This is a genomic window from Halobacillus andaensis (assembly GCF_014636475.1).
GTDB lineage: Bacteria > Bacillota > Bacilli > Bacillales > Halobacillaceae > Halobacillus_A > Halobacillus_A andaensis.
This window is the reverse complement of sequence record NZ_BMEL01000002.1, coordinates 202032-227051: the sequence shown is the minus strand read 5'-3', so window position 1 is coordinate 227051 and position 25020 is coordinate 202032. Positions and strand designations below refer to the sequence as shown.

Here is a 25020-nt window from a genome sequence, read left to right as displayed (position 1 = left end):
AACCGTGTTCTCTATTGCTTTTCGTTCATTCATAGAGGACACTTTTTTATATGGAAAAAACTTCAGCCTGTTTCTTTGTGCTTATCCATATGAACATTTATAATAGAATGATAGATCATTTTGACTAGTCCGATAAATAGACAAAATTAGATACCGACAACTTAGTGAGGGAGATGACAAATGAAGAGAATCAACGTTTTGGTAACTGGCATAGGTGGCCCAACTGCTCAAGGAATCCTGCAGGGTCTAAGAGAAAAAGAAAACGTCCACATTATTGGAGCCGACAGACGACGAGTCACTTCCGGCAACCAGTTTTGTCATAAAACGTATCAGATTCCCCGTTTTACCCAGGAAGGTGAATACAAGAAAGCTATTGCAGAGATCGTAGAAAAAGAAAAGATCGATACGGTCTACCCTTCCCTCCATGAAGAGATTGAGATTTACGAAACCTTTAGAGATGAATTATCCGCTGTTGTGGCCCTTCCTCAAAGTAATCATTTTGAGATTCTCATGAATAAAGAAAGCATTTATGAATATTTAAACGAAATGAACCTGGCTTCCTATGTTCCACGATATGTTGGATTTAACCATCCAAAAGAGCTGCTTCAGCTTGTTAACACTCATTTCTCGCAGGATGAATACATCGTGGCGAAACAAGTAGAAGGACATGGAGCCATGGGGTATGCTGTATTAACCAACCGAGATAATTTCTTAAAAGCTTTGAAAAAAGGACAGAACAAGATTGTGGATTTAGAAGATTACTGTGAAGTGGATTCTAGCGAACGCCGGATTGCGATGGAATACCTGGAAGGAATGGAATACAGCGTCGATGTACTTATTCATGAAGGAGAAGTGGTTACAGCCATACCCAGGGAGCGTGACGGCGTGTCAAGCGGGCTCGTTTTAGACGGCAAAGTCGTTTACAACGAAGAACTTATTGAAGCAGCCACTGCGATTACAGAAAAACTTGTAACCAATGGTTTTATTAACATACAGTTCATTGAGTCTGCAGAAGGATTTAAATTAACAGATGTAAACCCCCGCTTTTGCGGCAGCCAGATTATGAGCCTCGGAGCAGAAGTGAATTTTCCCTACCTTTTTCTCCAGTACAATGTGTTAGGGGAATATCCATCCGTCGACCCGAAATGGAACATTCGAATGATTCGCTATCGTGACCATCTTTTTGTAGATGAAAGTGAAGAAACGACTTCTTAATCGACAGACTTCATACATATGGGCTGGATGCAGTAATAAAGTGCGGACCTTCTTAAACAAAGGTCCAGCACTTTTTTCTTTTGCTCCCCTCATAAACGTCCGATCATAAAGCCGACAAACGCTAACACTATGCCTCCTCCATAGCTGAGGCTGTTATAAGCAATGAATGTCTTCCACTTTCTATTTACATGGAGCTGGATTCCCTCTAATTTAAATGTTGAAAAAGTGGTTAAGGAACCCATTAACCCTACCCCCAGCAGGAGATAGATGGGTTCCGATGCTTCTGCTCCCATAATGAGCCCCAATAAGAAGGAGCCTGCTAAATTAACGATGAGCGTAGCAACCGGCAATTGAAAGGCGTACCTTTTGTTTACGAATTGGCTGACAGCAAAACGCAAAATGGCTCCTACAAACCCTCCAGCCCCGACGAACAATAGATGAACGAGGTTCATGCCCTTCTCCTCCCTTTACCTATAGAATAACCGAGGTTCGAGAACAACAGTCCACCCGCAATACTCACAGAAATATAGAGTATCCCTAAGAACAAGCTGCCTCTTTCAAATAACGCCACGGTCTCCACACTTAACGTTGAAAAAGTTGTAAAGGAACCAACAAACCCTGTCCCAATAGCTGCCTTCAGCTTCGACGAAATGGCGTATTTATGTACAAGTTGATATGTAAACCAGGCCAGCAAGAAGCTGCCGATTAAATTGACGGATAGTGTTGAAAACGGAAAATAGAGATCGGCATCATAGAGAAGAACTCCAATTACATACCTTAAGCATGCCCCCAGGAAACCTGCAGCCCCTACCCATAAATAAACCATCGCCATGCCTCCTTTTCGATCAAAAAACTCCTACTAGCAGTATACTAGTAGGAGTGTCATTAGTCTGTCGTTAACGCCTCTATGGACATTATATGCCTCTATGGTGCACCAATCAACTTAACGAAAGAAAAAGGTGACCGATAACCAGACCGTTAAATATGGAACAACCACACAAATAACGGCCCGATTACAGATCCAAACACAGCACTTAAACTCATAGCTACAGAGCTCATCGAAGCCGGTTCTTGCCCATATTCAAATGCCTTTGACGTGCCGAGCGCATGCGAGGCACTGCCAAGCGCCATTCCCATTCCAAGAGCACCTTTTATTCCTATTAATCGAAGGAACAACGGTCCCGCTACAATCCCCGTAAAGCCAGCAACCATTGTAAAAACAATGGCCATCGAAGGAATTCCGCCAATCTCTGCAGAAACTGGAATGGCCACCGGAGTGGTTAAGGACTTCGGTACCATCGTTAAAATAAACGTACGGTCCACCCCAACTAGTTTAGCAAACCAGAATCCTGTCGTTAACGCTGTAAACAGCCCGGAAAGTACGCCCATCATGATGGGCAGCATGTATTTGGTAATTTCTTTTCTCTGGCGATACATCGGATAAGCCAGCGCGACAACGGCGGGACCTAAAAACGAGTCAATCCACTTCCCTCCTGTCATATAACTTTCATAAGGGATTTGAAAGATAACAAGAGTTGAAGCAATGATAATGGTTGAGGTGAGCACAGGTACAAACAAAGGATTGTACAAGCGAGCATATAGCCGGCTCATCAGTACAAAGACACCGATCGTAAAGGCAATCATGAATATGGCGAACATTCTATTTCGCTTCCTTTCTGCTCTGTCTCAGCTGGAAAAACTGGCTGACCCATCCAGCCGCTGCCATAGTCGCTAGTGTACTAATGATGACAATGATCACCAGCAGCAATCCTGTCCAGGACAAGAAATCAGGATAGTTAATGACCCCCACCGTCGCCGGAATAAAAAATAACGGCAAATACGTTAAGATCAACCGGGCGCCGTCTTCAATCCATTCCACAGGAACGATGTGAAAAGCTAAAGCTGTAAACAGGAGGAGCAGTCCAATGATGCTTCCGGGGATCGGAATTTGCAGGAGAGATTGGATGCTTTCTCCTAAAAAATAAATGCCGTACAATACGGCAATTTGTATGATTGTTTTTATGATTTTCATAACGATTAACCTTTCTTTAGCTAACTACATTCTGATTATAACTTCGAACGATCGAAGTGGAACACTTTACAAAATACCACGTCTACTGAAGATGTCAATTCTTCTAAGCTGGAGCCGGATGTCACTTTTCACAGTTATCATTTCCTGGATTTTAAAAAGAACGTTCACCTTTCGAAAGTCCTTTCTCTTATTCTATTGATTTTCTCTAGAAAAAGCGTAGACATTCTAACGTAGTAAAGGAAGGTCTACGAGTTTTATGTACTGATTTGGTTTTCGTTCTCGATAGACTCTCACAAAGGTAACATCGACAGTTGGAAAAGGACCAAGTTCCTCTTCTGCCGATTTTGCCATTTCTTTAAGTTCTTGCTTTGTTAAACCATAACTCGTTTTCCCTAAAGTCATGTGTGGTACAAAATCATCAAGTTCATAGTACTTCTTAATTAAGTCGGCAGAAGGAGAGATTGCGCTAACCATATGATTATGCAGGTTATATAGTTCACTTGAGACAGCACGTAAATAAAGAATGTCGTCACCAAAGAACTTGGGTGGGCCTAATGACACTTGAAATGAATGAAAGTGATCACACACTTCTTTGACTTCACTTAGCCACTTCTCATCTGTTGTTAACCCTCCTTGAGCTTTAAGAGTAATATGCGGTTCCACCACCTCCGTAATCGAATGATTTTTCCAGTTTTGCTGGAACTCTATTACTCTCAACTTGTATGCTTCTGAAGGTACAACCCCTATAAAATAGTGCACATCATCTCCTCCTTCATAAAACTTCCAACGAGCCTTCTTTCCATAGTAACATAACCTTCCTTCAGGGCAGATCAGTTTTTTGTATGAGGAAAAGGCGACATGGTAAAGCTGATACCAAACGGTTCGTAAAGGAGCTTTCGCCAGTGAATGAGAACAAAGGTCACCACATGGTTATCGGTATTATGACAGGAATTATGATCGCGGTCGGTTATCAAATCGGTAAAGCTCTTACAGAGGAGCTGCTGCTTAGTGTGTTAGCCGCTCTAACCGCCGGCTTGATTACTCGTCTGATCGGTTATGCGGTTGCCCCCTCTTCCCGCAGCAGCTAAACAGCAAGTTCTACTTTTTTTATAAAATGAATAGGCTATTGATGGTACTTCGTACGAGAGGAGAGGGAGTATGTATCATCAAAACGCCGATCAATTGGCCTGGCAAGCCGCTCAATATGATTTGATGTCGAATTATTACAAGTACATTGACCCAAACAAGCATATTTACTACTATCAAAAACATCTAGAATGCATGCGTCAGCTAATGAATCAACGTCAAGATACGATGGGCATGAATGGAAATTCAATGGTCCGTGTCCTGCATGCCTCGCCTGATGCACCAGCCGTGGACATTTATGTGAATGGACAACAAGTGTTACAAGGGATCTCTTACAAACAACACAGTGATTATTTAAGCGTTCCTGCGGGACAATATCAAATTGATATTTTTCCAGAAGGCGAATCCAATGGGCCTGTTTTATCCCAAATGGTAGAGGTGGAGCCCGGAAAAATGTACACGGTGGCAGCTGCAGGTACAGTAGAAGAATTGCAGCTTATTGCAGCTGTAGATAGTGAAGGGGTGTCACCTGGAAAAGCCAAGGTGAGATTCTGGCACTTATCCCCTAACGCACCTGCCGTTGATATTGCTGTAAAAGGAGGAGACGTTCTTTTCCGTAATGTTCCGTTCGGTAAATCGACCCGTTACGTAACGCTTTCACCGACTACGGCAGATTTAGAAGTTCGCGTCGCTGGTTCTAATGACGTTGCGCTTACCATTCCTGATGTATCCTTAAACCCTAACCAGGCTTATACGGCTGTAGCCGTCGGGCTTGCAGGAGAAGATCCTCCGCTTGAAGCTATTTTCTTAAAACCATAAAAGGCTGCTCCATTTGGGAGGTCACTGAAATAGGAGCTGTCACAGTTTGTTGTTGATTCCACGAATCGCTTGCCGTGGGCACGACCTCAGCTAACTTGGTCAAGAAGACCACTTCACCAAGTGGATCTTCGGATCGTGCTGTTCCCGCGACCCACCGGACGTGCTAGTGTCGATGTTGGCCACAGGACGTGGCCGGTTTTAATCGACCAGGCGTGACCACCGATCGTTCATTGGGGAATCACCAAAGTCCTATCTAAAAAGAGTGATTTTCTTTGCTTTATAAAAGAATAATTTCTCTTTGTACAAGTAAGACGCTACTTTCAAAACATCGAACTTCAACTCCTGGGCTCGAAGGCATGCGCATTCAAGGTGCGATAGCAGTTTTCAAGGCTAATGCGAAAAGAATCGTTAAACTTATGAAGGAAATAGATATCTTAGAATCCGTTAAAATTAAAAGACAAAAGGGTCTGTATGGACATAAAACCATACAGACCCTTTTTTTCAACCCTCAGTTTTCCGCAGCCTCCCATTTAGGGCTGCCTTTTTTATTGAGGTGCATTGGACTCTTTACTCACCCCTCTGTTAGTAAACGAATACGATGAAGCAAACAGCTCTGAAAACGGAGGAGTGAAGCATATGGCAATTGTTGATCGATCTTCTTTTATTTATACGGTTCAGCCTGGCGATACATTGTATTCCATTGCGGCAAGGCTGGGGAGTCAAATTCCTTTAATCGAGACGGCTAATGCCCTCTACCCGCCTTTCACCGATCCCGGTCTCATTTATCCAGGTCAGGTCCTCGTCGTTCCTGTGTTTCATCATAATCAAGTCAATCAAATCATCAGCCAGGGAAATACGCTCTATCAACTCGCACAAAATTATTCAACGAGTATCGATTTAATTCAAGGATTAAACCCTGAAATCCAGCACCCTGACTTTATTTACATCGGCCAAGTGATCCGTATTCCCGTATTTATCTATGAAGTCGAGCAAGGCGACACGCTGAACGCCATTTCTCAGCGTTTCGGCCTCTCTCTGTCTGCCGTCCTTCAAGCGAATCAAAACCGACCCGGCTTATCTCCCGACGTGATCTTTCCAGGCTATCAGTTAATCATTCCCTATCCATCATCGCGAAATATGCTGGTTCTCCGCCCCTTTCCCGGAAGTAAGGTACGCGATGGGCAAACGTTGAGTGGATACGCTCGCGCTTTTGAAGGGAGCATTCTCTACCAAATGAAAGACAGCAGCGGTCAGACAATTATTCGAGAGACAGCTGTGCAGACCTCTGCCGGCGCTCCCTCGTATGGTTCGTTCTCTGAATCTATGAATTTTGAACGTACCCCTACAGCTTCTTCTGGGGAACTGTGGGTGTATACGAGAAGTGCGAAGGATGGAAGTATTCAGGATTTAGTGAAAGTAAGTGTAAGATTTTAAAACAAAAAACAAAAACAAATGAGGAAACGATACACGATCAGCCGGATCAAACATACCCTTGTTTATACTAAAAAATCAGCCTTCGCATTAGGCGCGTCGGCTGATCTTTTTTATGAGCGAAACTCTACATATCATCAACGACGATATACGTCGCTTTGACCGGACCGTGAACGCCGACAATCAAGTTCATCTCGATATCAGCACTGTTGCTCGGTCCTGTTACAAAGCTGACACAGGAGGAGACGGGGTTTCCTTTGCTTTCTTCAGCGTGAATCAGCCTTCCTGCCTGCGTCATGCGCGGCACGAGCGTGCTTTTAGGTACAATGGCGATAAACGTTTCAGGGAGCAGACTGATCGAGCGGCCATTAAAGCGATCGTTAAACAGCGCCACGGTCCCTGATTCGGCAAGCGTAAGATCGCTAAACACAATGCCGGCGCCTGCGCGTTCAGCAAACTCAACATTGCTTCGGCCTTCCTGTTCATCCCACACACGAACCTCATACCCTTCGCCGCTTAACCGATCGTAAAACTCATCCATGCCGCTCACCTGATTCCGCGGCCCGCCTGCTGCTACGACTGAGCGCACGCCATACGCGTTCAGTACCTTCCGCAAGACTTCGGGCAATGTTTCAACTGTCGCTTTTTCCAGATTGGTATGAATGACTTCACATTGTTTTTCCAAAACGTCAACGAGTTCATCAGCCCTTGCTCCAGCAAGCACTCGATCCTGCGGCTGCACGGAGTAAACGGGCGGTTCGACCTCTGTCCGGCGCGGACGCCCCAGCTGCTCAGCGATTTCATTTAAAAAATGTTCACGATGGTGAATGGTCATCCGTCATTCCTCCTCTTCTCCCGTTGTTTGTACCAGTTGCGGAAGCTTTGCCGAGCGGGAGCAGGGAAGTCTCGGGACGCTGTCCATCCTTTGAGCGGTCCTGGCCCGTTTGAAATGTAGTCATCCTCCGTCCACGGCTTTAAGGCCGTGTGCGCCATCTTCGTACTCAGCTTGTAAGCAGCTGAAGTGGAGGCCCATTTCGCATAGCCTTTCATCATGACAGCTTCGGCTTTTGATCCCATCTGTTCCCGCTCCACAATGATCTCACGGTGGCGGATTAAATGCTCGTGGAGCGGAATTTTTACAGGACAGGCTTCTGTACAGGCGGCACACAAAGTAGAAGCATACGGTAAATCTTTATGATCTTCATACCCATCGAGCAGTGGAGTGAGGACGGCACCAATCGGTCCAGGATAAATGGAGCCGTATGAGTGACCGCCGACGTGACGATAAACGGGACACGCATTAATGCAGGCAGCACAGCGAATGCAGTGCAGGGCCGATTGAAACTCAGTGCCGAGAATTTTCGAACGGCCGTTATCAACGATGACGAGGTGGAACTCTTCTGGACCATCGACTTCTCCTTCCAGCTTCGTCCCTGTCAGAGCCGTAATATAACTGGTCAGCTTTTGGCCGACAGCTGCTCGGGTTAAAAGACTAACGACGACTTCGAGGTCCTCCCACGTCGGCACAATTCGCTCCATCCCCATGACGGAAATTTGCGTATCGGGAAGCGATGTGACCATACGTGCATTGCCTTCGTTTGTGACGAGTGTCACCGCCCCAGACTCGGCCACGGCAAAGTTACAGCCGGTAACACCAATGTCCGCAGACAGAAAGTCCTGTCGCAGTTGCTCACGCGCAAACGCGGCGAGCTCTTCCGGCTGATCCGACCCTGTATAGCCTTTTTTCTCCGCAAACGTTTCGCGGATTTGTTCTTTATTTTTGTGCAGGGCGGGGGTGACGATGTGTGAAGGCGGATCTTCGTCTAATTGGAGAATCCACTCTCCTAAATCGGATTCGACGACCTCACACCCGCTCTCTTCCAGTGCTTCATTTAAGCCGATTTCTTCAGTCACCATGGACTTTGATTTCACGACTTTCTTTGCTTCTTTTTCACGAGCAATTTTCTGAACGTATTGATTCGCTTCCTCTGCCGTTTTGGCAAAAAACACCGTGCCGCCGCGCTTTTCTACTTGTTCACTGAGCTGATAGAGGTAGTAATCGAGATTTTCCATCGTATGATGGCGGATTTCTTCTCCCAGCGTCCGCCACTCTTCCCAGTCGCCAAGATCTTCCGCTGCTTTCAGACGGCCTGATCTGAATCGCCCCTGCGCTGAAGAAACCGCCTGCCTCATAAATGCATTGTCGATGCCGTCCTGAATCCGTTCCGCGTACGTCTTCTTACCAATTTTTATGCTCATTTTTCCGCTCCTTTCTTATTGACTGTTCAGCACTTGCGCAATATGCAGCACTTTAACGTCCTGATCATTCCGCCTTAAACGTCCGCCCATATTCATGAGACACCCCATGTCCCCGCCAATTAAGTAATCTGCTTTCGTTTCACTGATATGTTCTGCTTTTTCATGGACCATCTGCTCAGAAACAGCTGCATTTTTCACGGCAAACGTTCCGCCAAATCCACAGCAGTCTTCTTTTAACGGAAGATCGATGATTTCGAGCCCCTTCACGTTTTCCAGTAAAATGCGCGGTGCATCTTTTACCCCGAGCAAGCGGGTCATATGGCAGGAAGGGTGGTACGTCGCTTTCCCTTGAAACGTAGACCCAACGTCTTTCACCTCAAGCACCTCAACGAGAAACTGGGTCAGTTCATACGTTTTGTCGACAAGGGCTTCGGCGCGCCTTTTCCATTCTGGCTCCTCACTCAGCACCTTCGGATATTCTTTCAGCATATGAACACACGATCCCGACGGGCCAACGACATACTCACTATCTTCAAATGCTTGAATCATCTGCTTCATCGCCTGCTTTGATTCCTTTACGTAACCGCTGTTGTACGCCGGCTGACCGCAGCACGTCTGCCCTTCTGGAAAATCAACCTCGCACCCAAAACGCTCCAGCAGCTGCACCGTATCCTTACCGACATCCGGTGTCAGCGTGTCACATAAACACGTTATGAACAAAGAAACTCTCATCATCGTCTTCTCCCTTTCCTAAGTTAGATTGTTATATAATTTTCTAGTGAAGCTTCGACATTGCTTAAGTGCTTATACATCGCGTCTTTCGCGCCCTGTTCATCACGCGCAGCCACCGCTGCAAAGATTTGCCGATGCTCTTCAAGCAGGCGCTCCGTCCCTTCTTCTGTATGAAGCAGCTTTCGCGTTTCCCGCATCGCCTGCACCATAATATCCGCCACGCTTTTCATAAGATGAATGAACATTTGATTATGCGTAGCCTGAACGAGGGCTACATGAAAATCAAGATCAGCCTGCTCTCCGAGTTCGCCATTTCCTTTGGCTTCTTCCATCGCAAGCAATGCGTCCTCCATCGGCTTTAAATCTTCTTCTGTGTAGTGAAGCGCAGCTGAACCGGCCGCTCCCACTTCAAGAACGTGGCGCACTTCAAGTAAATCCTTTAAATCCTCACGCCTCATTAAAAACGCAACAGAGACGGGCAGTGAAAACCTGGATGCATCAAACGCTTTGACATACGTTCCTTCCCCCTGGCGCATCTCCAGAATGCCCATCGCCCTTAAGGCACTTAACGCTTCACGGATGGCCGAGCGCCCTACATTAAAGTTTTTTGCTAAATGTTCGACGCTGTCGAGCTTGTCTCCTGGCCTCAACTCTCCTTTTTTTAGTGACTCGAGCAGTGCATCAGCGACTTGCTCATAAATCTTTTTCGAACGAACGGGTTTATATTCCACGGCTATGACCTCTCTTACGTTTAATTGTGATTAGGTCATCAGATGACCTGCTTTATTTTATTGTAGGCTTTTTTATTGGAAAAAACAAGGAGGGATTGCTGCGGCTTTTTTTGTGGTCGAAACGGAAACAGAGCAGATCACCTCTTCAATCGATCTGCTCAACAAATTACATGAATAAGCTTACTATCCACGCTATAATCCCGGCTGCAGCACCATATAGGAGAGCTGGACCTAGCGTTTTTCGAATAATATCGCCTTCTTTTCCAGAAAGACCAACCACAGTACCCGCGGCTACGACGTTATGCACACAAATCATATTCCCTGCCGAAGCACCGATCACCTGAAGAGAGAGAACCGTATTGGTGTCAAGTCCTGTCTCTTGTGCGATATTATATTGGATCGGAGAAAACGTTAATTGTGAAACAGTCGCACTACCTGTAATAAAAGAGCCAAGCTCGCCAAGAAAAGGAGCGACAAAGATCCACATCGGACCAAAACTTCCTGCCAGCGTTTGCGCAATATATTCCGGCATACTGACTAAATCCTGAGCATTGAGCCCTGAGTTTGTGAATACTTGAACAAGAGCCAGCGTAGCAATGAGCGCAAGCGCTGCATCTTTCATCGATTGCACCGACTCTTTAGACGCTTCCATAAAATGACGGAAAGATGCTCGTTGGATCACGATAGCAAGCAGCGCCGCTGCCACCAGTACCGTTCCTGGAGAATAGAGGACTTCCCAATCTGAAGTAATCCCTTCAACGCCAAGAATATTCGTCCACGTCAGATCGACCCATGTCATAGCAGCGTCTTTGACAACAGGAATAATTCGTGTGACTAACAGTAAAACAACAATAATCAAATAAGGAGACCACGCGGTAACTAAAGACATTGAAGACTGCTCGTTTACTTCTTCTGCATCGTCTGCAAGTGCGTCCTGCCAATTGCTTTTCGGGATAAGGAATCCTTTGCTCGCTGTAGTAGTTGCTACAACCAGAGCGGTCAGTGAAGCTAAAATAGCTACAAATTCGTGTCCGAACAACGTTGCATAAAGCCACGCCGAAGAGGTGTAGGAAATACCGACCAAAAAGGCCCACGGAAACAATCCGAATGCATCCTTAAATCCTTTTCTTTTTCCAAAAAACAGCGTTAAGACGATAACTAAGACAAATGGAATAAACGTACCAGCAAATAAATCGATAAACGCTACTTGAGCACCAATCTCTTGGTATAATGGAATTCCAGCATCAGGTAAATTGCTTAACCCCACTTGAATGGGTGTCCCGACTGCTCCATAAGACACCGCTGAACTGTCCGCTATTAAAGCAAGAGCAGCTGCCGCCATCGGAGTAAATCCGAGGGCAACCATTAAAGGGCCCGTAACCGCAGCAGGTGTACCAAATCCTGAAGCTCCTTCAATTAACGACCCGAACAAAAAGGCTACAATAATGACTTGAACGCGCATATCCGTAGAGATGCTGCGAAATCCCTGATTAATCCGGTCTACTGCACCTGTCCGTCGAAGTGTATTTAATAAAACAATCGCCCCGAACAAAATGAGCAAGATCGTCAGCGTCTTATGAGCACCTTCAAGAACAGAAGCAGCGATCACTCTAGCGTCCATTCCCCATACCGTAAATGCTAAGGCGAGCACAATGAGTGCACTAAAGAACATCCCCTTCTTAGCCGACATTCGAAGAAGAACGAGAAAAACAAAAGGAGTAATAATTGCACTAAACGCTACCAGCAACAGCATATGGAATCCTCCTAGCATCTGATTACCTTTTAGAAGTAAGGTCATCTGATGACCTGATATTATACTTTTATTGTAAGCCTTTCCTTTTAAAAAAGCAATCCTTTTTGAGAACAAAACTACACGTTTTAACGTGCTGTTTCCGCCAACCCTTTTCACTCTCCAAGCGAATGAACAAAAAACCCGCTTTCTTATCGAAAACGGGTCCTCGTATAACGATTAAATTTCTTCCTCTTCAATGGTCAGCCCTTCGATATGCTTACGATCGAGCTGCTTTGTCACTTTACGATATTCCTTTGATTTAAAAATAATATCAAAATCGTAATCCGCCGGGTACAGCTCTTCTGCACGGATATAGAGCTCCAAACGTTTATGGTTGATCTTCAGCTTTTCTCCTTTTTGCTGAACGATATAATCGCCATTTTCGTCCGGCCCTTTGTATACAATGGCCGTTTCTCCTGTCGCTTTCACTTTCACGTTGTCCCCCATGTTAAAATGAGTCACAGCGCTCTCTTTAGGTGCAGCTGGTTTCTTTTTCACGTAACGGTTCACGATGATTTGCTGCTTCATTTCATTGCTTTTCAAAAGGGCTTCATCCACTTGATAGCTTTCCTTTTGCTGATAGGTGACTTCATGAGCCCTCTCAATAATCGATGGATGAAGCCCCAGCTTTAATGCGATTTGAAAAGCCTGACTCTCTCCTGCTTCCCCAATGACGAGTCGATACGTCGGCTGAAGCGTTTCTAAATCAAACGACATCGATCCATTGATAAAATCATTGCGTTTGTTCGCAAGCTCTTTCATTTCGGTAAAATGCGTCGTCACCATCAGCTTCGCTTTTTTCTCGACAAGCTTCTCTAAAATCGCCTGTGCCAGACCCATTCCTTCATTCGGCTCCGTTCCTGAGCCAATCTCATCGATTAAAGCCAGTGTGTGCGGCCCTGCCTTCCGCAAAATCTCAATAATATTGACGAGCCTGGAGCTGAACGTACTTAAGTTGGCTTCAATGCTTTGACCGTCGCCAATATCGCAAAAGATTTCGTCATAAATCATCACGTTCGATTCCCCACTTGCCGGTATCCATAAACCAGCCTGCGCCATCATCGTGAGCAATCCAGTCGTTTTTAGCGTGACGGTTTTTCCGCCCGTATTCGGTCCTGTGATCATTAAAGCCTGATCCTCTTCCTTCATGGTAATCGTCAAAGGAACTGCTTCTTTACCGAGCTGCGGATGACGCGCATCGATGAGCGATATAAAGTTTTCTTCATTTAAATGAGGAGGGCGGGCGTCGATCTCCATGGCATATTTCCCTTTTGCAAAAATCACATCATACTGATGCATGACGTCAACCGCAAGTTGTATCGCCGGCTTATGTTCCAGGACGAGGCCTGTTAAATAGTACATGATCTGCTCGACTTCGTGCTGCTCTGACAGCTTCAGCTGCTCAATGGCTGCCTGCCGATCCGCAAGCTCCGCTGGCTCGATAAAAAGCGTGGCACCTGAGGAGGACTGATCCATGACAGAACCTTTTACCTTTTGGCGGTGTTCTCTTTTGACCGGAAGGGTGAGCCTTCCATTTTTCTCAACGATCATCTGCTCCTGCAGGACCGAGGATCGTTTTTTCAAAAGCTCCTGCGCCCGGTTTCTCAGCTTCGTCTGCTCCTGCTGCAAGTCTCTGCGAAGCTTAAGCAGCGCTTTTGATGCATAATCATCAATTTGGCCATTTTTTAAACAGCGGCGCAGTTCTTCTTCAAGCTCTGTTAGATCCTCCATGGAATCGACGTAAACGGAAATGGTCGGTGCCGCATATCCTTTATCATCCATAAATCTTTTCAGCTTACGGCAGTGATCGAGGAAGTCGATCATTCGGCTGAGGGCTTCCACACGAATGTACCTCCCTTTTTCCCCTTCCTCTAAAGATCGAGTAACGGAATCAAGCGAATAGATCGGTACACTTGAGTTAATGTTAAGAATCGCAACCGCTTCTTTAATTTCCTGAAACGACCGCTCGATCCGCCGGCGCTCCGTCATTGGTTCCAATGCCTGAATCGTTTGTTTTCCTTTATTCGTTAACGCATAAGAGCTGATCTCTTTCACAATTTGATCAAACCCTAATTTGTGAATCGCTTGTTTATTCAATGTGAAATCTCCTTCATTTTTAAATTTTTTCATACAAAAAAACCACAGCAGGCGGATACACTCCTCCCTGCTGTGGCTGATCAACCAACCATTCTGCAGTTTCCAGATATAAAAAGGAACTACGACAGGCGCGTCATAGTTCTCCCTTCTATCTTCGGGTATGCCTGTTCTTAACTACCCTTGCTTTCGTTCAACACAAAGAGCACCTGACGATCAGGCGTTTTTTGAACGAGCAAGGATTATACGATTACGTATTAGTTAAGAACAGTCACACTCATAAAACAATCTCCTTTTAGATACCATAGTTGCAGAATGGTATGCTTTATTTATACGCTGGCAACGGTGACTTTGTCAATTATATTTTTATTTTTTACATTCGAATGAATAATCATTGGTGATATTATTATGAATCTCAAGGATGACTTCTCCCCCATGGTCATAGCATTGAGATGAGAATCTATTGATTTCTTTCGTATTAAAATAGCTGCTGGTCATAAGTACAAAGCTTCCGACGAGCATCAGCGTCACAAGCACAATGGACGCACTGATAAAATATTTGTTAGTTACTACCTTCATTACTGCCCCTCCTTATTTTGCTTCATCTTTTTTTACGCATCCATAGAAAAATCACAATTGCAATAACAGCAAGTGCTGCGGCACCAACAATGATAATATTCGTCACATTCGGGGCATCCGCTTCAACCATAATGTCATTACTGCCCGTCGGGTTAATGTCCCACGTCAGCGTGCTTCCGTCTTCCTCATCGGCATTATGCTCCTTCGCCTGAATCGGCAGATCAAGGGTAAATGTAAGATCCATTTGATTCGCGATCATTTGCTCGACACCGCCTAAATCAAACGCCCCGCCAAGATCGAAAGAGCCTTCTAGACGATAAGTGTCCGTAAAGAAGCCTTCGTCCACTGTAAAATTTATATCTTCCTGCGCAGCCGAAGGATCCACGTCTCCCTGTTCCATATTAGCCGTATCCGGGATGAAGTCCATCTCGCCTGCATCTTCAAACTCCTTCGTCGCTTTGATACCTATGTATCCTTCTTCATCAAGCTCTTCTACCGTATAACCCTGTGTTTCCAAATCCTGATTCGTGTCATCCAGCATCCCCTCGTCTCCGCCAAATTGAGCGAATGTGGCTTCTTCTACTCCTAAGGTAATGGTATTGACGCCGCTGCCATCTTTGTTGATTTCTACAGCGAAATCTCCTTTTACACAGCCTGCCAGCAACAAAGCGAGCACCATTAAGGCCATAATAATTCTTTTGTTCATCTTTACATCTCCTCTATTTGACTATGAAACGGCATGCCTTCGTTCGTATTGAATAATACCCATCAGCGCCAGTAACGCGACGAACACGGGAATAAAATAATAGATTAGCACCCCAATGAAGGAAGATAAATCTCCTTGATTGAGATCAAAAAAGAGAAACAGCCCGCTTGCAGTCATTAAAAAAACGAGCGCCAGCATGAATGTAGTTCCCCTCTTCCTTAAGAAAAGAAGCGAAGCCCCGGTTACCGTCATAGCCATTCCAGCAACTAACACAGCGAGGAGTGCACCGTTTCCTGCATCTCTACTTACCCAGCCCGTTGTGATGCTTACCCACAAGGTAAAAGCCGTACCTGTCAAAACAAAATGAATCCACGCCAATGCTTTCTTTCTTAACATGACGTAGATGAGAGGACTTAATAGAAACACCAGGATCAGGATCTCCATCAGCTTCCACCCTTTTTTCTTAGTTAAATGCCATATTATCATAATTTTTTCCAACAGAGAATGATCGAGACTGAATTTATTTCCCCCGTTCATCTGTTCGGGGAGATTCACTCTCTTAATCTCGTTTCATTAGAGTTCTACTATACAAAGTAACGCATAAGCATTACTAAAGATTAATAGAAGGTGGTTTGTATGCATGAAATGTCGCTTATGTCTGAAATCATTAACCTTGTCTCTGAAGATGCGAGGTTGCGGGCAATACAAAAGGTAAGCAAGATCGAAGTGATCGTTGGAAGTTTATCCAATGTATTACCAGAGGCCTTAGAAATCGCCTTTTTTTATTTTCAGAAGCAAGGATTGGAGCTGATTGATGAAGAAACCGAACTTCATATCATTCGTGAAACAGCCCAATCCAAATGTAAAAACTGTGGGTTTGAGTTTGAACCTGATTATCAAATCGCTCTTTGCCCTAAGTGCGAATGGACAGACTGTCTGCTTGTCAAAGGTGAAACATTTAAGGTCGAATCTTATGAAGGAAGTGATGGAACGTGAAAGTGAAGCTGAAAGAGAACGTGCTAAAAGATCTTACGATGGCTGCAAACTTTAACAGAAAGGTTTTTAAAGATCACAAGACACTTGTTATTAACGTGATGAGCTCTCCGGGAGCGGGAAAAACAACGCTGCTTGAGGAAACCGTAAAGTCTCTAGGGAACGACTATTCAATAGCCGTCATTGAAGGGGATCTGGCGACGGACCGGGATGCGGAACGAATGCGCTCGCTGGGGATAAAAACCGTCCAAATTAATACAGTTGGAGGTTGTCATCTGGATGCCCGAATGATTGCAAAAACGCTGCCGGAGTTTGATTTTCACGACATCGATCTTCTATTTATAGAGAACATCGGCAATCTCGTTTGTCCTTCGGGCTATGATTTAGGACAAGACTATAAAGTCGTTGTGCTAAGTGTTCCTGAAGGAAATGACAAAATTCCAAAATACCCCGTTATGTTCAGACGAACAGACGTAACGATTATTAACAAAATCGATTTACTTCCTTATTTGCCTTTTGATATAGAAGAAGCTAAGAAAGATCTAGCTTCGATCCACCCTAAAGCCGAATTCAAGCAGCTCTCGGCTCTCACGGGTGAAGGAATGGATGAGTGGATTCAGTGGATCAAGGATGCCTACCAAAAATGTATCAAGCCTTAAAGATCATCGTAACTGGCAGGATTCAAGGGGTGGGGTTCCGCCCGTTTATCTACTCCCTCGCCAAGAAATACAGCCTTAGAGGCACAGTCCAAAATAACCTGGGCACCGTGCAGATCATTGCGGAAGGAAAACAAGCAGCGCTCAGTGAAATGGTTCAAGAATTAACGTTTTCTCACCCGCCGTTAGCTAAAATTGATGAGCTGACTACTCATCAGCTTGCGCCTTCTTATTATGAGGATTTCACAATTATAGCGAGCGAGGAAAGCGGGAACGCCCTCCCATGGGTATCACCGGATGCCGCTATATGCGTGGATTGTTTAGAAGAATTTTCCAACCCTGAAAACCGTCGCTACCTCTACCCCTTTATCAATTGTACACAGTGTGGGCCGCGCTATACGATCACTGAACGTCTCCCTTATGACCGGACGCACACGACGATGAAAGAATTTGAAATGTGCGGACGCTGCCGTGAAGAGTATGACGACCCGACGAGCAGAAGGCATCATGCCCAGCCTATTTGCTGTGCGGAGTGCGGACCCGCACTTAAGCTCTATCATACAGCAGGGGACGTCATAAGCGGAGATCAGGGTGAAATCACTCAAGTAATCGACTTGATCAAACAAGGAAAGATCGTTGGGATCAAAGGGATTGGAGGCTATCATTTAGCATGTGATGCTTTTCAAGAGAAGGTGGTAGCGCGTCTAAGGCTTAAAAAGCGCAGACCGAAACGCCCGTTAGCCATTATGGTAAAGTCGCTGGCCGTCGCAAGGAAGTTTTGCCATCTATCGAAACAGGAAGAGGAAACCCTTACCGGTCAGACAAGACCCATTGTGGTGTTACGGAAGAAAGCGGAGGGTACGCTGCCAGACCTTTTATCGCCGGGTCTTTCCACCATCGGCATTATGCTCCCTTATACGCCGCTTCATTACTTATTGTTCGAAAATAATGAGTTAGACTGCTTAGTGATGACAAGCGCTAATCCTTCAGGTTTTCCCATTCAATATAAGGATGAGTCGCTTCATGATTTAGCTGATTATGTTTTAACCCATGATCGAAAAATCCACCTCCCAATCGACGATTCACTCGTCCAATGGGATGGTGATCGTTTACTGCATTTACGAAATGGGAGAGGGCTCGTTCCAGACCCTATTAAAACGAATGATCAAGTAGACGATATTATCGCGTTAGGTGGACAGCAAAAAAACACCTTTGCCCTCGGGCGACAAAATCATGTGATCATGAGTCCTCATATCGGAGATTTAGACAATGAAGAAATGATAGAGCACTTCGAATCCCAGCTTTCTCACTATAGAAAATGGCTTGGGGTGGAAGCAGCCTATGCTGCTGTTGACAAGCACCCTTTATATACAACGACTTCCCTGGCTAAAAACTTAACAAGCCACGTGATTCCCGTTCAACACCACCACGCCCATCACGTGTCATGCATGGAGGAAAATGGTTTGGGAGAACCCTCTCTAGGTATTATTTTAGATGGGACAGGTTACGGAGACGATGGACACCTATGGGGGTTTGAATTTCTATATGGAAATGCTGATTCTTTTGAACGGCTGGCTCACCTGCACTACTCTCCCCTTCCCGGCGGGGAAAAAGCTGTGAAAGAACCGTGGAGAAATGCAGTCGGGATGCTGCTTAATGGGTGCCCTGAAGAAGGAAAGAAATTATCGGTGGAACTTTTTCCTGAGAAAACAAAGCAAATTCATATCATTGAACAGATGGTGAAGCAGCAAATTCATTCGCCGATGGCTGGGTCGTGCGGCCGTTTATTTGATGCAGTAAGTGCCATACTTGGCATCAACCACCATTCTACGTATGAAGGAGAGCCCGCCATTACATTATCCGATTACATGAATAGAAGGTCCACTCACTCTTCAAATAAAATTTATACCTATTCTATTCATACGGGGAAGCCAGTCATGCAAATAGACTTTTATTCTATGATTCACGAAATTGTCCAGGACAAATTAAACAACGTCCCTCCCTCCTTAATTATTGAGGCTTTTCACAATACCATCATTTCTTGCTGCATCGAAATGATTCAAAAACTAGTGAAGAGAAGACCAGACCTCAATAAAAACGTCGTCCTTTCTGGAGGGTCCTTTCAAAATATTTATTTAACCCGTCACATACAAAAACGCCTTCACCTGGAAGGCTTCACCGTATATACACACAATAAAGTGCCCTGTCATGATGGTGGATTATCATTAGGACAGCTGATCATAGCCTCTCGGGCAGTAAACAAATAGGGTGGTGAAAGCTTTTGTGCTTAGGAGTACCAGCAAAAGTGATTAAAATTGAAGACGACCATGCCCTTGTTGATGTAATGGGGTCAAGGATGTACGTAGGTACAATATTTGTACCTGACGCGAAGATTGATGATTATGTATTGCTGCATGCGGGCCAGGCCATGACGATCGTGGATGAAGAATACGCGAAGGAAAGTATGACCGAATGGAGGAATCTTCTCGATGATAGAACTTGAACGATTTTCAGACCCAGATCTAAGCCGTCATTCGTTAGAAGCCGTCCTGGAGGCAGCGGAGAAATTTAAAGCAGCGAATGGCCGAAGCCCCGTCTTTATGGAAGTCTGCGGCTCACATACGATGGCGCTTGCTAAAACCGGAATTAAAGCTAGATTAAAAGATCATGTCCGCCTCATTGCAGGTCCTGGCTGTCCCGTCTGTGTCACCGATCAAAAGTCGATCGATGCCATGATTGCATTATCTAAAGGCCCTGATCGTATTCTTTGTACCTTTGGCGATATGATGCGTGTACCTGGTTCCAAATTCACTTTAATGAAAGCGAAAACGGAGGGAGAGGATATTCGCGTCGTCTACTCCCCGTTAGACAGCGTGAAAATGGCCGAAGAAAACCCTGAGAAGGAAGTCATTTTTTTAGGGATCGGCTTTGAAACGACGATTCCGATTCTTGCTCTCGCCATTCGTGAAGCAGAGAAGAAAAACTTACAAAACTTCAGCATATGGATGACGACGAAATTGGTAGAGCCTGTGTTACGAACCCTTCTTGACGCTGGAGAAGTGAAGCTGGACGGTTTCCTTTTGCCTGGTCACGTAGCCATCGTTTCTGGAAAGCGCAGCTTTGATTTTTTATCAAAAGAGTACAATATGCCGGGCGTCATCAGTGGATTTGAGCCTGTTCAGCTGCTAAGTGGAATGTATAAACTGTTACAGCTTCTTCTTGAAAAAAAGGTGGATATCCTCAATGACTATACATACCTTGTAAAAGATGAAGGTAATCTAGTGGCACAAAAGATGCTGGACGATTATTTAGAGCCTTATGACGAGGTATGGCGCGGGATGAGCACGATTCCAGGAAGCGGGTTAGTGCTTAAGGAAAAATATGCTTCATTCGATGCCAAGAAGAAATTTAACGTTTCGGTAGGAGAACCGCGAAAAACAAAGTGCCGCTGCGGCGAGATCATTAAAGGAACCATTACACCAGAAGAATGTATGTTGTTTGCTAAAGGCTGCACCCCCACTCACCCGATCGGTCCATGTATGGTGTCCACTGAAGGAACGTGCGCTGCTCATTATCAGTACATGAGGGAGGATTAATCTTGGTTAGGAGAATTAGCTTAGCTCATGGAGAAGGCGGAGAATTAACCCACCAGCTGATCCAGCATCTATTTATTCAGTCATTCGGACACCAGGATCAAACGCAATTCGATTCCGCTATTTTGCAAGGTCCTTTTGAGAATATTGCTGTCACGACCGACAGTTTTGTTGTAAACCCCATTTTCTTCCCAGGAGGAGATATAGGAAAGCTGGCCGTCACAGGCACGATAAACGACTTAGCTGTATCCGGTGCAATCCCTGAAGTTCTCACAGCTGGATTTATTATTGAAGAAGGATTTCCCCTTCCTGACTTAAAAAAAGTCGTCCATAGTATGGCTGCTGAAGCTGAGCACGCTGGTGTTAAAGTTGTAGCTGGTGATACGAAGGTCGTGGAAAAAGGCAGCGTCGATGGGTTATTTATTAATACGACAGGGATCGGGCGAATAACCGGCGAACATCAATTAAAACCTGAAACAATCAGGGAAGGGGATGCCGTCATGATCAGCGGGACGATCGGTGATCATGGTGTCTCTATCATGAGTGCACGGCAGGAGCTCGGATTATTGAATGAGGTACAAAGCGACTGTGCATCGCTCAATCACATGATCCATAAGCTTATGCAAGAAGTAAAAGGGATCCGCATCATGAGAGATCCCACGCGCGGAGGCCTGGCGACCACACTCGTGGAGCTTTGTGAAGAGTTTCATTGCACGGTAGAGGTGGATGAACTGGCAATCCCTATTCGCGATGCCGTTCATGGCGCATGCGACATCTTAGGGTTTGACCCTCTTTATCTAGCTAATGAAGGAAAGCTTGTGCTCATTGTCGATCGAGCATCCCAACAACAAGCATTAAATCTATTAAATAAACATCCGTTAGGAACCGAGGCTAAAGTGATTGGGCAAGTCACAGCTCAAGGGAATACGGCAGGAAAGCTGCACGTGCGGACACCGATTGGGACAACGAGAAGACTGCACCGACTCTCAGGGATGCTGCTGCCGAGGATTTGTTAACGAGGGATTCTGCCTTAAGGAGAGAACAACATGATCAACACCGAGATGATTAGACAAGAGATTAATCACCTTGTCACCCAGACACGATACGATCTTTCCATGCTTTCCCATATGGAGGATTCAGCAGAGAAAACCCAAACGTTTCAACGTTTATGGGACAGCCTGTCCTCCATTCATTTCCTTAGTGAATTGTTAGCCAATCAGATACACTCACAAGCTTATTTAGGGAATGAAACACTAATTCCATCCAATTCCCAAAACCAAACCACTCCAACAAACAATCAGCGAACGTTTACGATTGAAGAATTAGCCACTTTTGATGGTAAAAATGGCAGACCCGCATATGTAGCCGTCAACGGAATCGTATATGACGTAACAAACAATAGAGCCTGGGCTGCAGCTACGCATTTTGGTTTAACCTCCGGAAAAGATTACACGAACGAATTTGCTTCATGCCATGCAGGGCAGCAGTCGATTTTAGCTACTATGCCAATTGTCGGGAGGTTAGTGTAATGACAGAGCAGGTTTTTCCACCTGAATCCCTAACGAATGAAGCGATTGCCGAACGATTATCCACCACCGTCAGGAGAAGCGTGAATAAAGGGCTTATCCAAAAAAAGAAGGTCGTATATCTTGAATTAAATGGCTGTTCCGGCAATATTATTTCATTGTTAAATGGGCAGAATCCAAGCTTTGAGTACACCTTAACTTCCATGGTCGACCTCCGCTACAGCAACAGTTTAATGGCCGCTGAAGGAGAACAAGCGATGGAACAGCTGATGAGTACAATCGATGATGAATTTATTTTAGCCGTCGAGGGGGCTGTCGCTTTAAAAAACAACGGCTTATACAATGTCATAGGCCGCTATAAAGGCGAACCCCTCACCGGACTTCAGGCGGTAAAATGGTTTGGAGAAAAGGCTTCTCATATTTTAGCTGTTGGAGCGTGTGCGACCCACGGAGGTGTATCAGCCGCTAAACCAAATCCATCCGAGTCTGTCGGTTTAAAAGAAGTGCTTCCCGATAAAGACATCATCATGCTTCCAGGATGCCCCGTTCACCCGGACTGGTTTTTAGGCACGCTCGCGCACCTTATATTGTACGGCGAACCCGATATGGATAACTTAAATCGGCCGCTGATGTTTTACAGTACCCTCATTCATGACCGCTGCCCGAGGCGGCCGTTTTTCGACCGTGGGATTTTCGCGGAAAAATTAAGTGACAAAACGTGTTTGTTTAAGCTTGGCTGCCGCGGCCCTGTCACGAGAACCGACTGCCCGACCAGACAATGGAATGGTCACGTGAATTGGCCGATCGGTGATGACACCCCGTGCATCGGCTGCGCTTCCTTCGGTTTCCCTGATCGAATGGAACCATTCATAAGCTTTGACACGACGAGGACGGTTAAAGATGAATAAAAAAATTGTGATTAACCCACTAACGAGAATCAGCGGTTTTATGGAAATTGACGTCACTGTGGAGCACCATAAAGTCGTTGACGTAAAAACGAAAGGGAATCTATTTCGGGGCTTTGAACAAATGTTAGTGAATCGAAATCCATTTGATGCCGTATATTTCACCCAGCGAATATGCGGGATTTGTTCTGCTGCCCATTCCATGGCCTCTTCCCTTGCTTTAGAGGATGCATTAAACATCGAGCTGTTGGAGCAAGGCCGCTACTTAAGAGACATCATTCATTGCTGCGAGTTTTTACAGAACCATATCCGGCACTTTTATCAGTACACGGTCCCAGACTTTGTAAAGCTCGATCAAGTGTCCCTTGTCGAATCAAATCATGAGGACTTCCGGCTGCCACAAACCGTTAACGACCGTATGTCAAAGCACTATTTTGAGTCTCTGGCTATAAGCCGCTCTGCTCATCAGATGTTAGCGGTATTGGGTGGAAAAGCGCCTCATAATCATGGCGTTTTTATCGGCGGGATTACGACGAAAGCCACGAGCGAGAAAATCGTCTCCCTCGACTCTCTACTCCAACCCATTGCTCAATTTATTGAAGAAAAAATGATTCCAGATGTCTATGAGATTGCGTACTATTACCCCGAATATTTCCGCTTAGGCGGAGGGTACGGAAATCTATTAACCTATGGCGCTTTTAATGATTATAAAGAGCTCGGGACCTTATATGTAAACCCGCTTGTCTCTACACTAGATTCCGTTGAGACCTTTGACGAAACGAACATTCGCGAGAAAATAGATTACTCATGGTACAAAGCGAAAGAGAATACGTACAAACCTGAAGAACTCGTGGCCGAACCCGATATGGACAAAGAAAAAGCCTATTCGTGGGTAAAAGCGCCGCGATACAAGGACCTCCCTTTTGAAGTAGGTCCCCTGGCGCGACTCATTTTATCTGGAAGGAGTGACCTCGGTATTTCAGCTATGGACCGCACAATTGCCAGAGCACTCGAAGCAAAAAAAATCGTTGAAATCATGCAGACTCTATTAAACGAAGTGATTCCAAATGTCGAAACCCAGAAAAAGTACGAGCTGCCTGAAGCCGCATCAGGAAGAGGACTCGTCGATACCACCCGGGGAGCTTTAGGACACTGGCTGAAAATAAACGAAAAGAAAATATCCTTTTACCAAATCATCACCCCATCCACATGGGATTTCTCTACCAGGGATGAGAAAGGGCTGAGGGGTGTGGCTGAAGAAGCCTTAATCGGGACGCCTATCCAGAACCCTGACGCACCTGCAGAAATCGGAAGAATCCTCCGCTCCTTTGATCCATGTATGTCATGTGCCACTCACGTCTACAGCCCAGGAAATCAAGTCAAAACCATCAAGGTGTTTTAATGGAAAAAATCATCGTGCTGGGGATTGGCAATCAATTAATGATGGATGACGGCATCGGCATCTATCTCGTCGAGCAGCTCGCTAAACGTGATCACCCCGAAAACGTAGAATATCTCATTGGTGAATCAGATATTGATTATTGCCTTCAGCAAATAGAGGACGCTTCTTTTGTCATCATTTTAGATACGGTTTGTACGGGCTTGCATCCTGGAGATATAACGCTTTACCCGATCGAACAATTACATGAAAAGCAGCCGCTCGACCTTTCGCCGCATAACGTTCACCTCTTTCAATCGCTTTATCTGCAAAAAGATCGTATCCAGGGATTTCTCATTGGAGTTGAGCCTCATGAAATTAAATTTCATATCGGACTGAGCGCCCCAATAAACGAGATTTGGCGTTTACTTTTAGAAAAAGTGCAATCGATGATCGAGGACCTCATTAAAAACGAATCAGCCGAATAAACCAA

At 45.3% G+C, this 25020-nt stretch carries 28 protein-coding genes; 14 read left to right on the top strand and 14 right to left on the bottom strand.

Going from position 1 to position 25020, the window contains the following annotated elements; translation table 11 throughout:
- Nucleotides 1-180: 180 nt before the first annotated feature.
- On the top strand, nucleotides 181-1215 hold the full coding sequence (locus IEV27_RS08635) for an ATP-grasp domain-containing protein (RefSeq protein ID WP_188377069.1): 1035 nt from the start codon (nucleotides 181-183) through the stop codon (nucleotides 1213-1215).
- Between the two features lie 89 nt (nucleotides 1216-1304).
- On the opposite strand, the gene crcB (IEV27_RS08630) is transcribed toward IEV27_RS08635, so the two are convergent.
- The 5 genes from crcB (IEV27_RS08630) to IEV27_RS08610 all read right to left on the bottom strand — a co-directional run bounded on the left by crcB (IEV27_RS08630) (nucleotide 1305) and on the right by IEV27_RS08610 (nucleotide 4006).
- Nucleotides 1305-1667, bottom strand: coding sequence for a fluoride efflux transporter CrcB (gene crcB / locus IEV27_RS08630; protein ID WP_188377068.1), 363 nt, complete (start codon nucleotides 1665-1667; stop codon nucleotides 1305-1307).
- Nucleotides 1664-2041: a fluoride efflux transporter CrcB gene (gene crcB, locus IEV27_RS08625; RefSeq protein ID WP_188377067.1), complete on the bottom strand. Its 378-nt coding sequence runs from the start codon at nucleotides 2039-2041 to the stop codon at nucleotides 1664-1666. The genes crcB (IEV27_RS08630) and crcB (IEV27_RS08625) overlap by 4 nt, the downstream gene beginning before the upstream one ends.
- Before the next feature lie 152 nt (nucleotides 2042-2193).
- Complete coding sequence (locus IEV27_RS08620) at nucleotides 2194-2874, bottom strand: LrgB family protein (RefSeq protein WP_229735015.1); 681 nt, start codon at nucleotides 2872-2874, stop codon at nucleotides 2194-2196.
- Between the two features lies 1 nt (nucleotide 2875).
- Nucleotides 2876-3247, bottom strand: coding sequence for a CidA/LrgA family protein (locus IEV27_RS08615; protein WP_188377066.1), 372 nt, complete (start codon nucleotides 3245-3247; stop codon nucleotides 2876-2878).
- A 225-nt stretch (nucleotides 3248-3472) separates the two neighbouring features.
- Entirely contained in the window at nucleotides 3473-4006 is a 534-nt protein-coding gene (locus tag IEV27_RS08610) for a 2'-5' RNA ligase family protein (protein WP_188377065.1), read from the bottom strand.
- Nucleotides 4007-4149: 143 nt separating this feature from the next.
- On the opposite strand from IEV27_RS08610, the gene IEV27_RS08605 reads away from it, so the two are divergent.
- The 3 genes from IEV27_RS08605 (at nucleotide 4150) to IEV27_RS08595 (ending at nucleotide 6586) form a co-directional block, all read left to right on the top strand.
- Nucleotides 4150-4335: a hypothetical protein gene (locus IEV27_RS08605; protein WP_188377064.1), complete on the top strand. Its 186-nt coding sequence runs from the start codon at nucleotides 4150-4152 to the stop codon at nucleotides 4333-4335.
- Nucleotides 4336-4405: 70 nt separating this feature from the next.
- A complete protein-coding gene (locus IEV27_RS08600; protein WP_188377063.1) occupies nucleotides 4406-5152 on the top strand; it encodes a DUF4397 domain-containing protein in 747 nt (248 codons plus the stop codon).
- Between the two features lie 636 nt (nucleotides 5153-5788).
- Nucleotides 5789-6586: a LysM peptidoglycan-binding domain-containing protein gene (locus IEV27_RS08595; protein WP_188377062.1), complete on the top strand. Its 798-nt coding sequence runs from the start codon at nucleotides 5789-5791 to the stop codon at nucleotides 6584-6586.
- Nucleotides 6587-6710: 124 nt separating this feature from the next.
- On the opposite strand, the gene IEV27_RS08590 is transcribed toward IEV27_RS08595, so the two are convergent.
- The 9 genes from IEV27_RS08590 to IEV27_RS08550 all read right to left on the bottom strand — a co-directional run bounded on the left by IEV27_RS08590 (nucleotide 6711) and on the right by IEV27_RS08550 (nucleotide 15920).
- On the bottom strand, nucleotides 6711-7418 hold the full coding sequence (locus tag IEV27_RS08590; protein WP_188377061.1) for a LutC/YkgG family protein: 708 nt from the start codon (nucleotides 7416-7418) through the stop codon (nucleotides 6711-6713).
- Complete coding sequence (locus IEV27_RS08585; protein ID WP_188377060.1) at nucleotides 7415-8842, bottom strand: LutB/LldF family L-lactate oxidation iron-sulfur protein; 1428 nt, start codon at nucleotides 8840-8842, stop codon at nucleotides 7415-7417. Before IEV27_RS08585 ends, IEV27_RS08590 begins: the two co-directional genes overlap by 4 nt.
- A gap of 15 nt (nucleotides 8843-8857) precedes the next feature.
- A complete protein-coding gene (locus tag IEV27_RS08580) occupies nucleotides 8858-9574 on the bottom strand; it encodes a (Fe-S)-binding protein (protein WP_188377561.1) in 717 nt (238 codons plus the stop codon).
- A 23-nt stretch (nucleotides 9575-9597) separates the two neighbouring features.
- Nucleotides 9598-10305, bottom strand: coding sequence for a FadR/GntR family transcriptional regulator (locus IEV27_RS08575; RefSeq protein WP_188377059.1), 708 nt, complete (start codon nucleotides 10303-10305; stop codon nucleotides 9598-9600).
- Between the two features lie 166 nt (nucleotides 10306-10471).
- Nucleotides 10472-12058, bottom strand: a complete 1587-nt coding sequence (locus IEV27_RS08570) for an L-lactate permease (protein WP_188377058.1) — start codon at nucleotides 12056-12058, stop codon at nucleotides 10472-10474.
- Nucleotides 12059-12274: 216 nt separating this feature from the next.
- Complete coding sequence (locus IEV27_RS08565; protein ID WP_188377057.1) at nucleotides 12275-14194, bottom strand: endonuclease MutS2; 1920 nt, start codon at nucleotides 14192-14194, stop codon at nucleotides 12275-12277.
- A 363-nt stretch (nucleotides 14195-14557) separates the two neighbouring features.
- Nucleotides 14558-14770, bottom strand: a complete 213-nt coding sequence (locus IEV27_RS08560) for a hypothetical protein (RefSeq protein ID WP_188377056.1) — start codon at nucleotides 14768-14770, stop codon at nucleotides 14558-14560.
- Between the two features lie 22 nt (nucleotides 14771-14792).
- Entirely contained in the window at nucleotides 14793-15476 is a 684-nt protein-coding gene (locus IEV27_RS08555) for an LppM family (lipo)protein (RefSeq protein ID WP_188377055.1), read from the bottom strand.
- A gap of 21 nt (nucleotides 15477-15497) precedes the next feature.
- A complete protein-coding gene (locus IEV27_RS08550) occupies nucleotides 15498-15920 on the bottom strand; it encodes a hypothetical protein (protein WP_188377054.1) in 423 nt (140 codons plus the stop codon).
- 192 nt (nucleotides 15921-16112) lie between these two features.
- Here IEV27_RS08550 and IEV27_RS08545 point away from each other — a divergent pair, with 192 nt between their 5' ends.
- The 10 genes from IEV27_RS08545 to IEV27_RS08500 are packed head-to-tail and all read left to right on the top strand — an operon-like array spanning nucleotide 16113 to nucleotide 25015.
- A complete protein-coding gene (locus IEV27_RS08545) occupies nucleotides 16113-16472 on the top strand; it encodes a hydrogenase maturation nickel metallochaperone HypA/HybF (RefSeq protein WP_188377053.1) in 360 nt (119 codons plus the stop codon).
- Entirely contained in the window at nucleotides 16469-17128 is a 660-nt protein-coding gene (gene hypB, locus IEV27_RS08540; protein ID WP_188377052.1) for a hydrogenase nickel incorporation protein HypB, read from the top strand. Before IEV27_RS08545 ends, hypB begins: the two co-directional genes overlap by 4 nt.
- Entirely contained in the window at nucleotides 17113-19392 is a 2280-nt protein-coding gene (hypF, locus tag IEV27_RS08535; RefSeq protein WP_188377051.1) for a carbamoyltransferase HypF, read from the top strand. Before hypB ends, hypF begins: the two co-directional genes overlap by 16 nt.
- Nucleotides 19393-19406: 14 nt before the next feature.
- Nucleotides 19407-19628, top strand: a complete 222-nt coding sequence (locus IEV27_RS08530; protein ID WP_188377050.1) for a HypC/HybG/HupF family hydrogenase formation chaperone — start codon at nucleotides 19407-19409, stop codon at nucleotides 19626-19628.
- On the top strand, nucleotides 19615-20721 hold the full coding sequence (gene hypD, locus IEV27_RS08525) for a hydrogenase formation protein HypD (RefSeq protein ID WP_188377049.1): 1107 nt from the start codon (nucleotides 19615-19617) through the stop codon (nucleotides 20719-20721). Before IEV27_RS08530 ends, hypD begins: the two co-directional genes overlap by 14 nt.
- Nucleotides 20722-20723: 2 nt before the next feature.
- Nucleotides 20724-21734, top strand: coding sequence for a hydrogenase expression/formation protein HypE (gene hypE, locus IEV27_RS08520; protein WP_188377048.1), 1011 nt, complete (start codon nucleotides 20724-20726; stop codon nucleotides 21732-21734).
- 30 nt (nucleotides 21735-21764) lie between these two features.
- The gene (locus tag IEV27_RS08515) at nucleotides 21765-22247 is read left to right on the top strand and encodes a cytochrome b5 domain-containing protein (RefSeq protein ID WP_188377047.1); all 483 of its coding nucleotides are present in this window, start codon (nucleotides 21765-21767) and stop codon (nucleotides 22245-22247) included.
- On the top strand, nucleotides 22247-23152 hold the full coding sequence (locus IEV27_RS08510) for a hydrogenase small subunit (RefSeq protein ID WP_188377046.1): 906 nt from the start codon (nucleotides 22247-22249) through the stop codon (nucleotides 23150-23152). The genes IEV27_RS08515 and IEV27_RS08510 overlap by 1 nt, the downstream gene beginning before the upstream one ends.
- Complete coding sequence (locus IEV27_RS08505) at nucleotides 23145-24551, top strand: nickel-dependent hydrogenase large subunit (protein ID WP_188377045.1); 1407 nt, start codon at nucleotides 23145-23147, stop codon at nucleotides 24549-24551. The genes IEV27_RS08510 and IEV27_RS08505 overlap by 8 nt, the downstream gene beginning before the upstream one ends.
- Nucleotides 24551-25015 carry a hydrogenase maturation protease gene (locus IEV27_RS08500; protein ID WP_188377044.1) on the top strand — a complete coding sequence of 155 codons (465 nt, stop codon included), beginning with the start codon at nucleotides 24551-24553 and terminating at the stop codon, nucleotides 25013-25015. Before IEV27_RS08505 ends, IEV27_RS08500 begins: the two co-directional genes overlap by 1 nt.
- The last annotated feature ends 5 nt before the right edge of the window (nucleotides 25016-25020 follow it).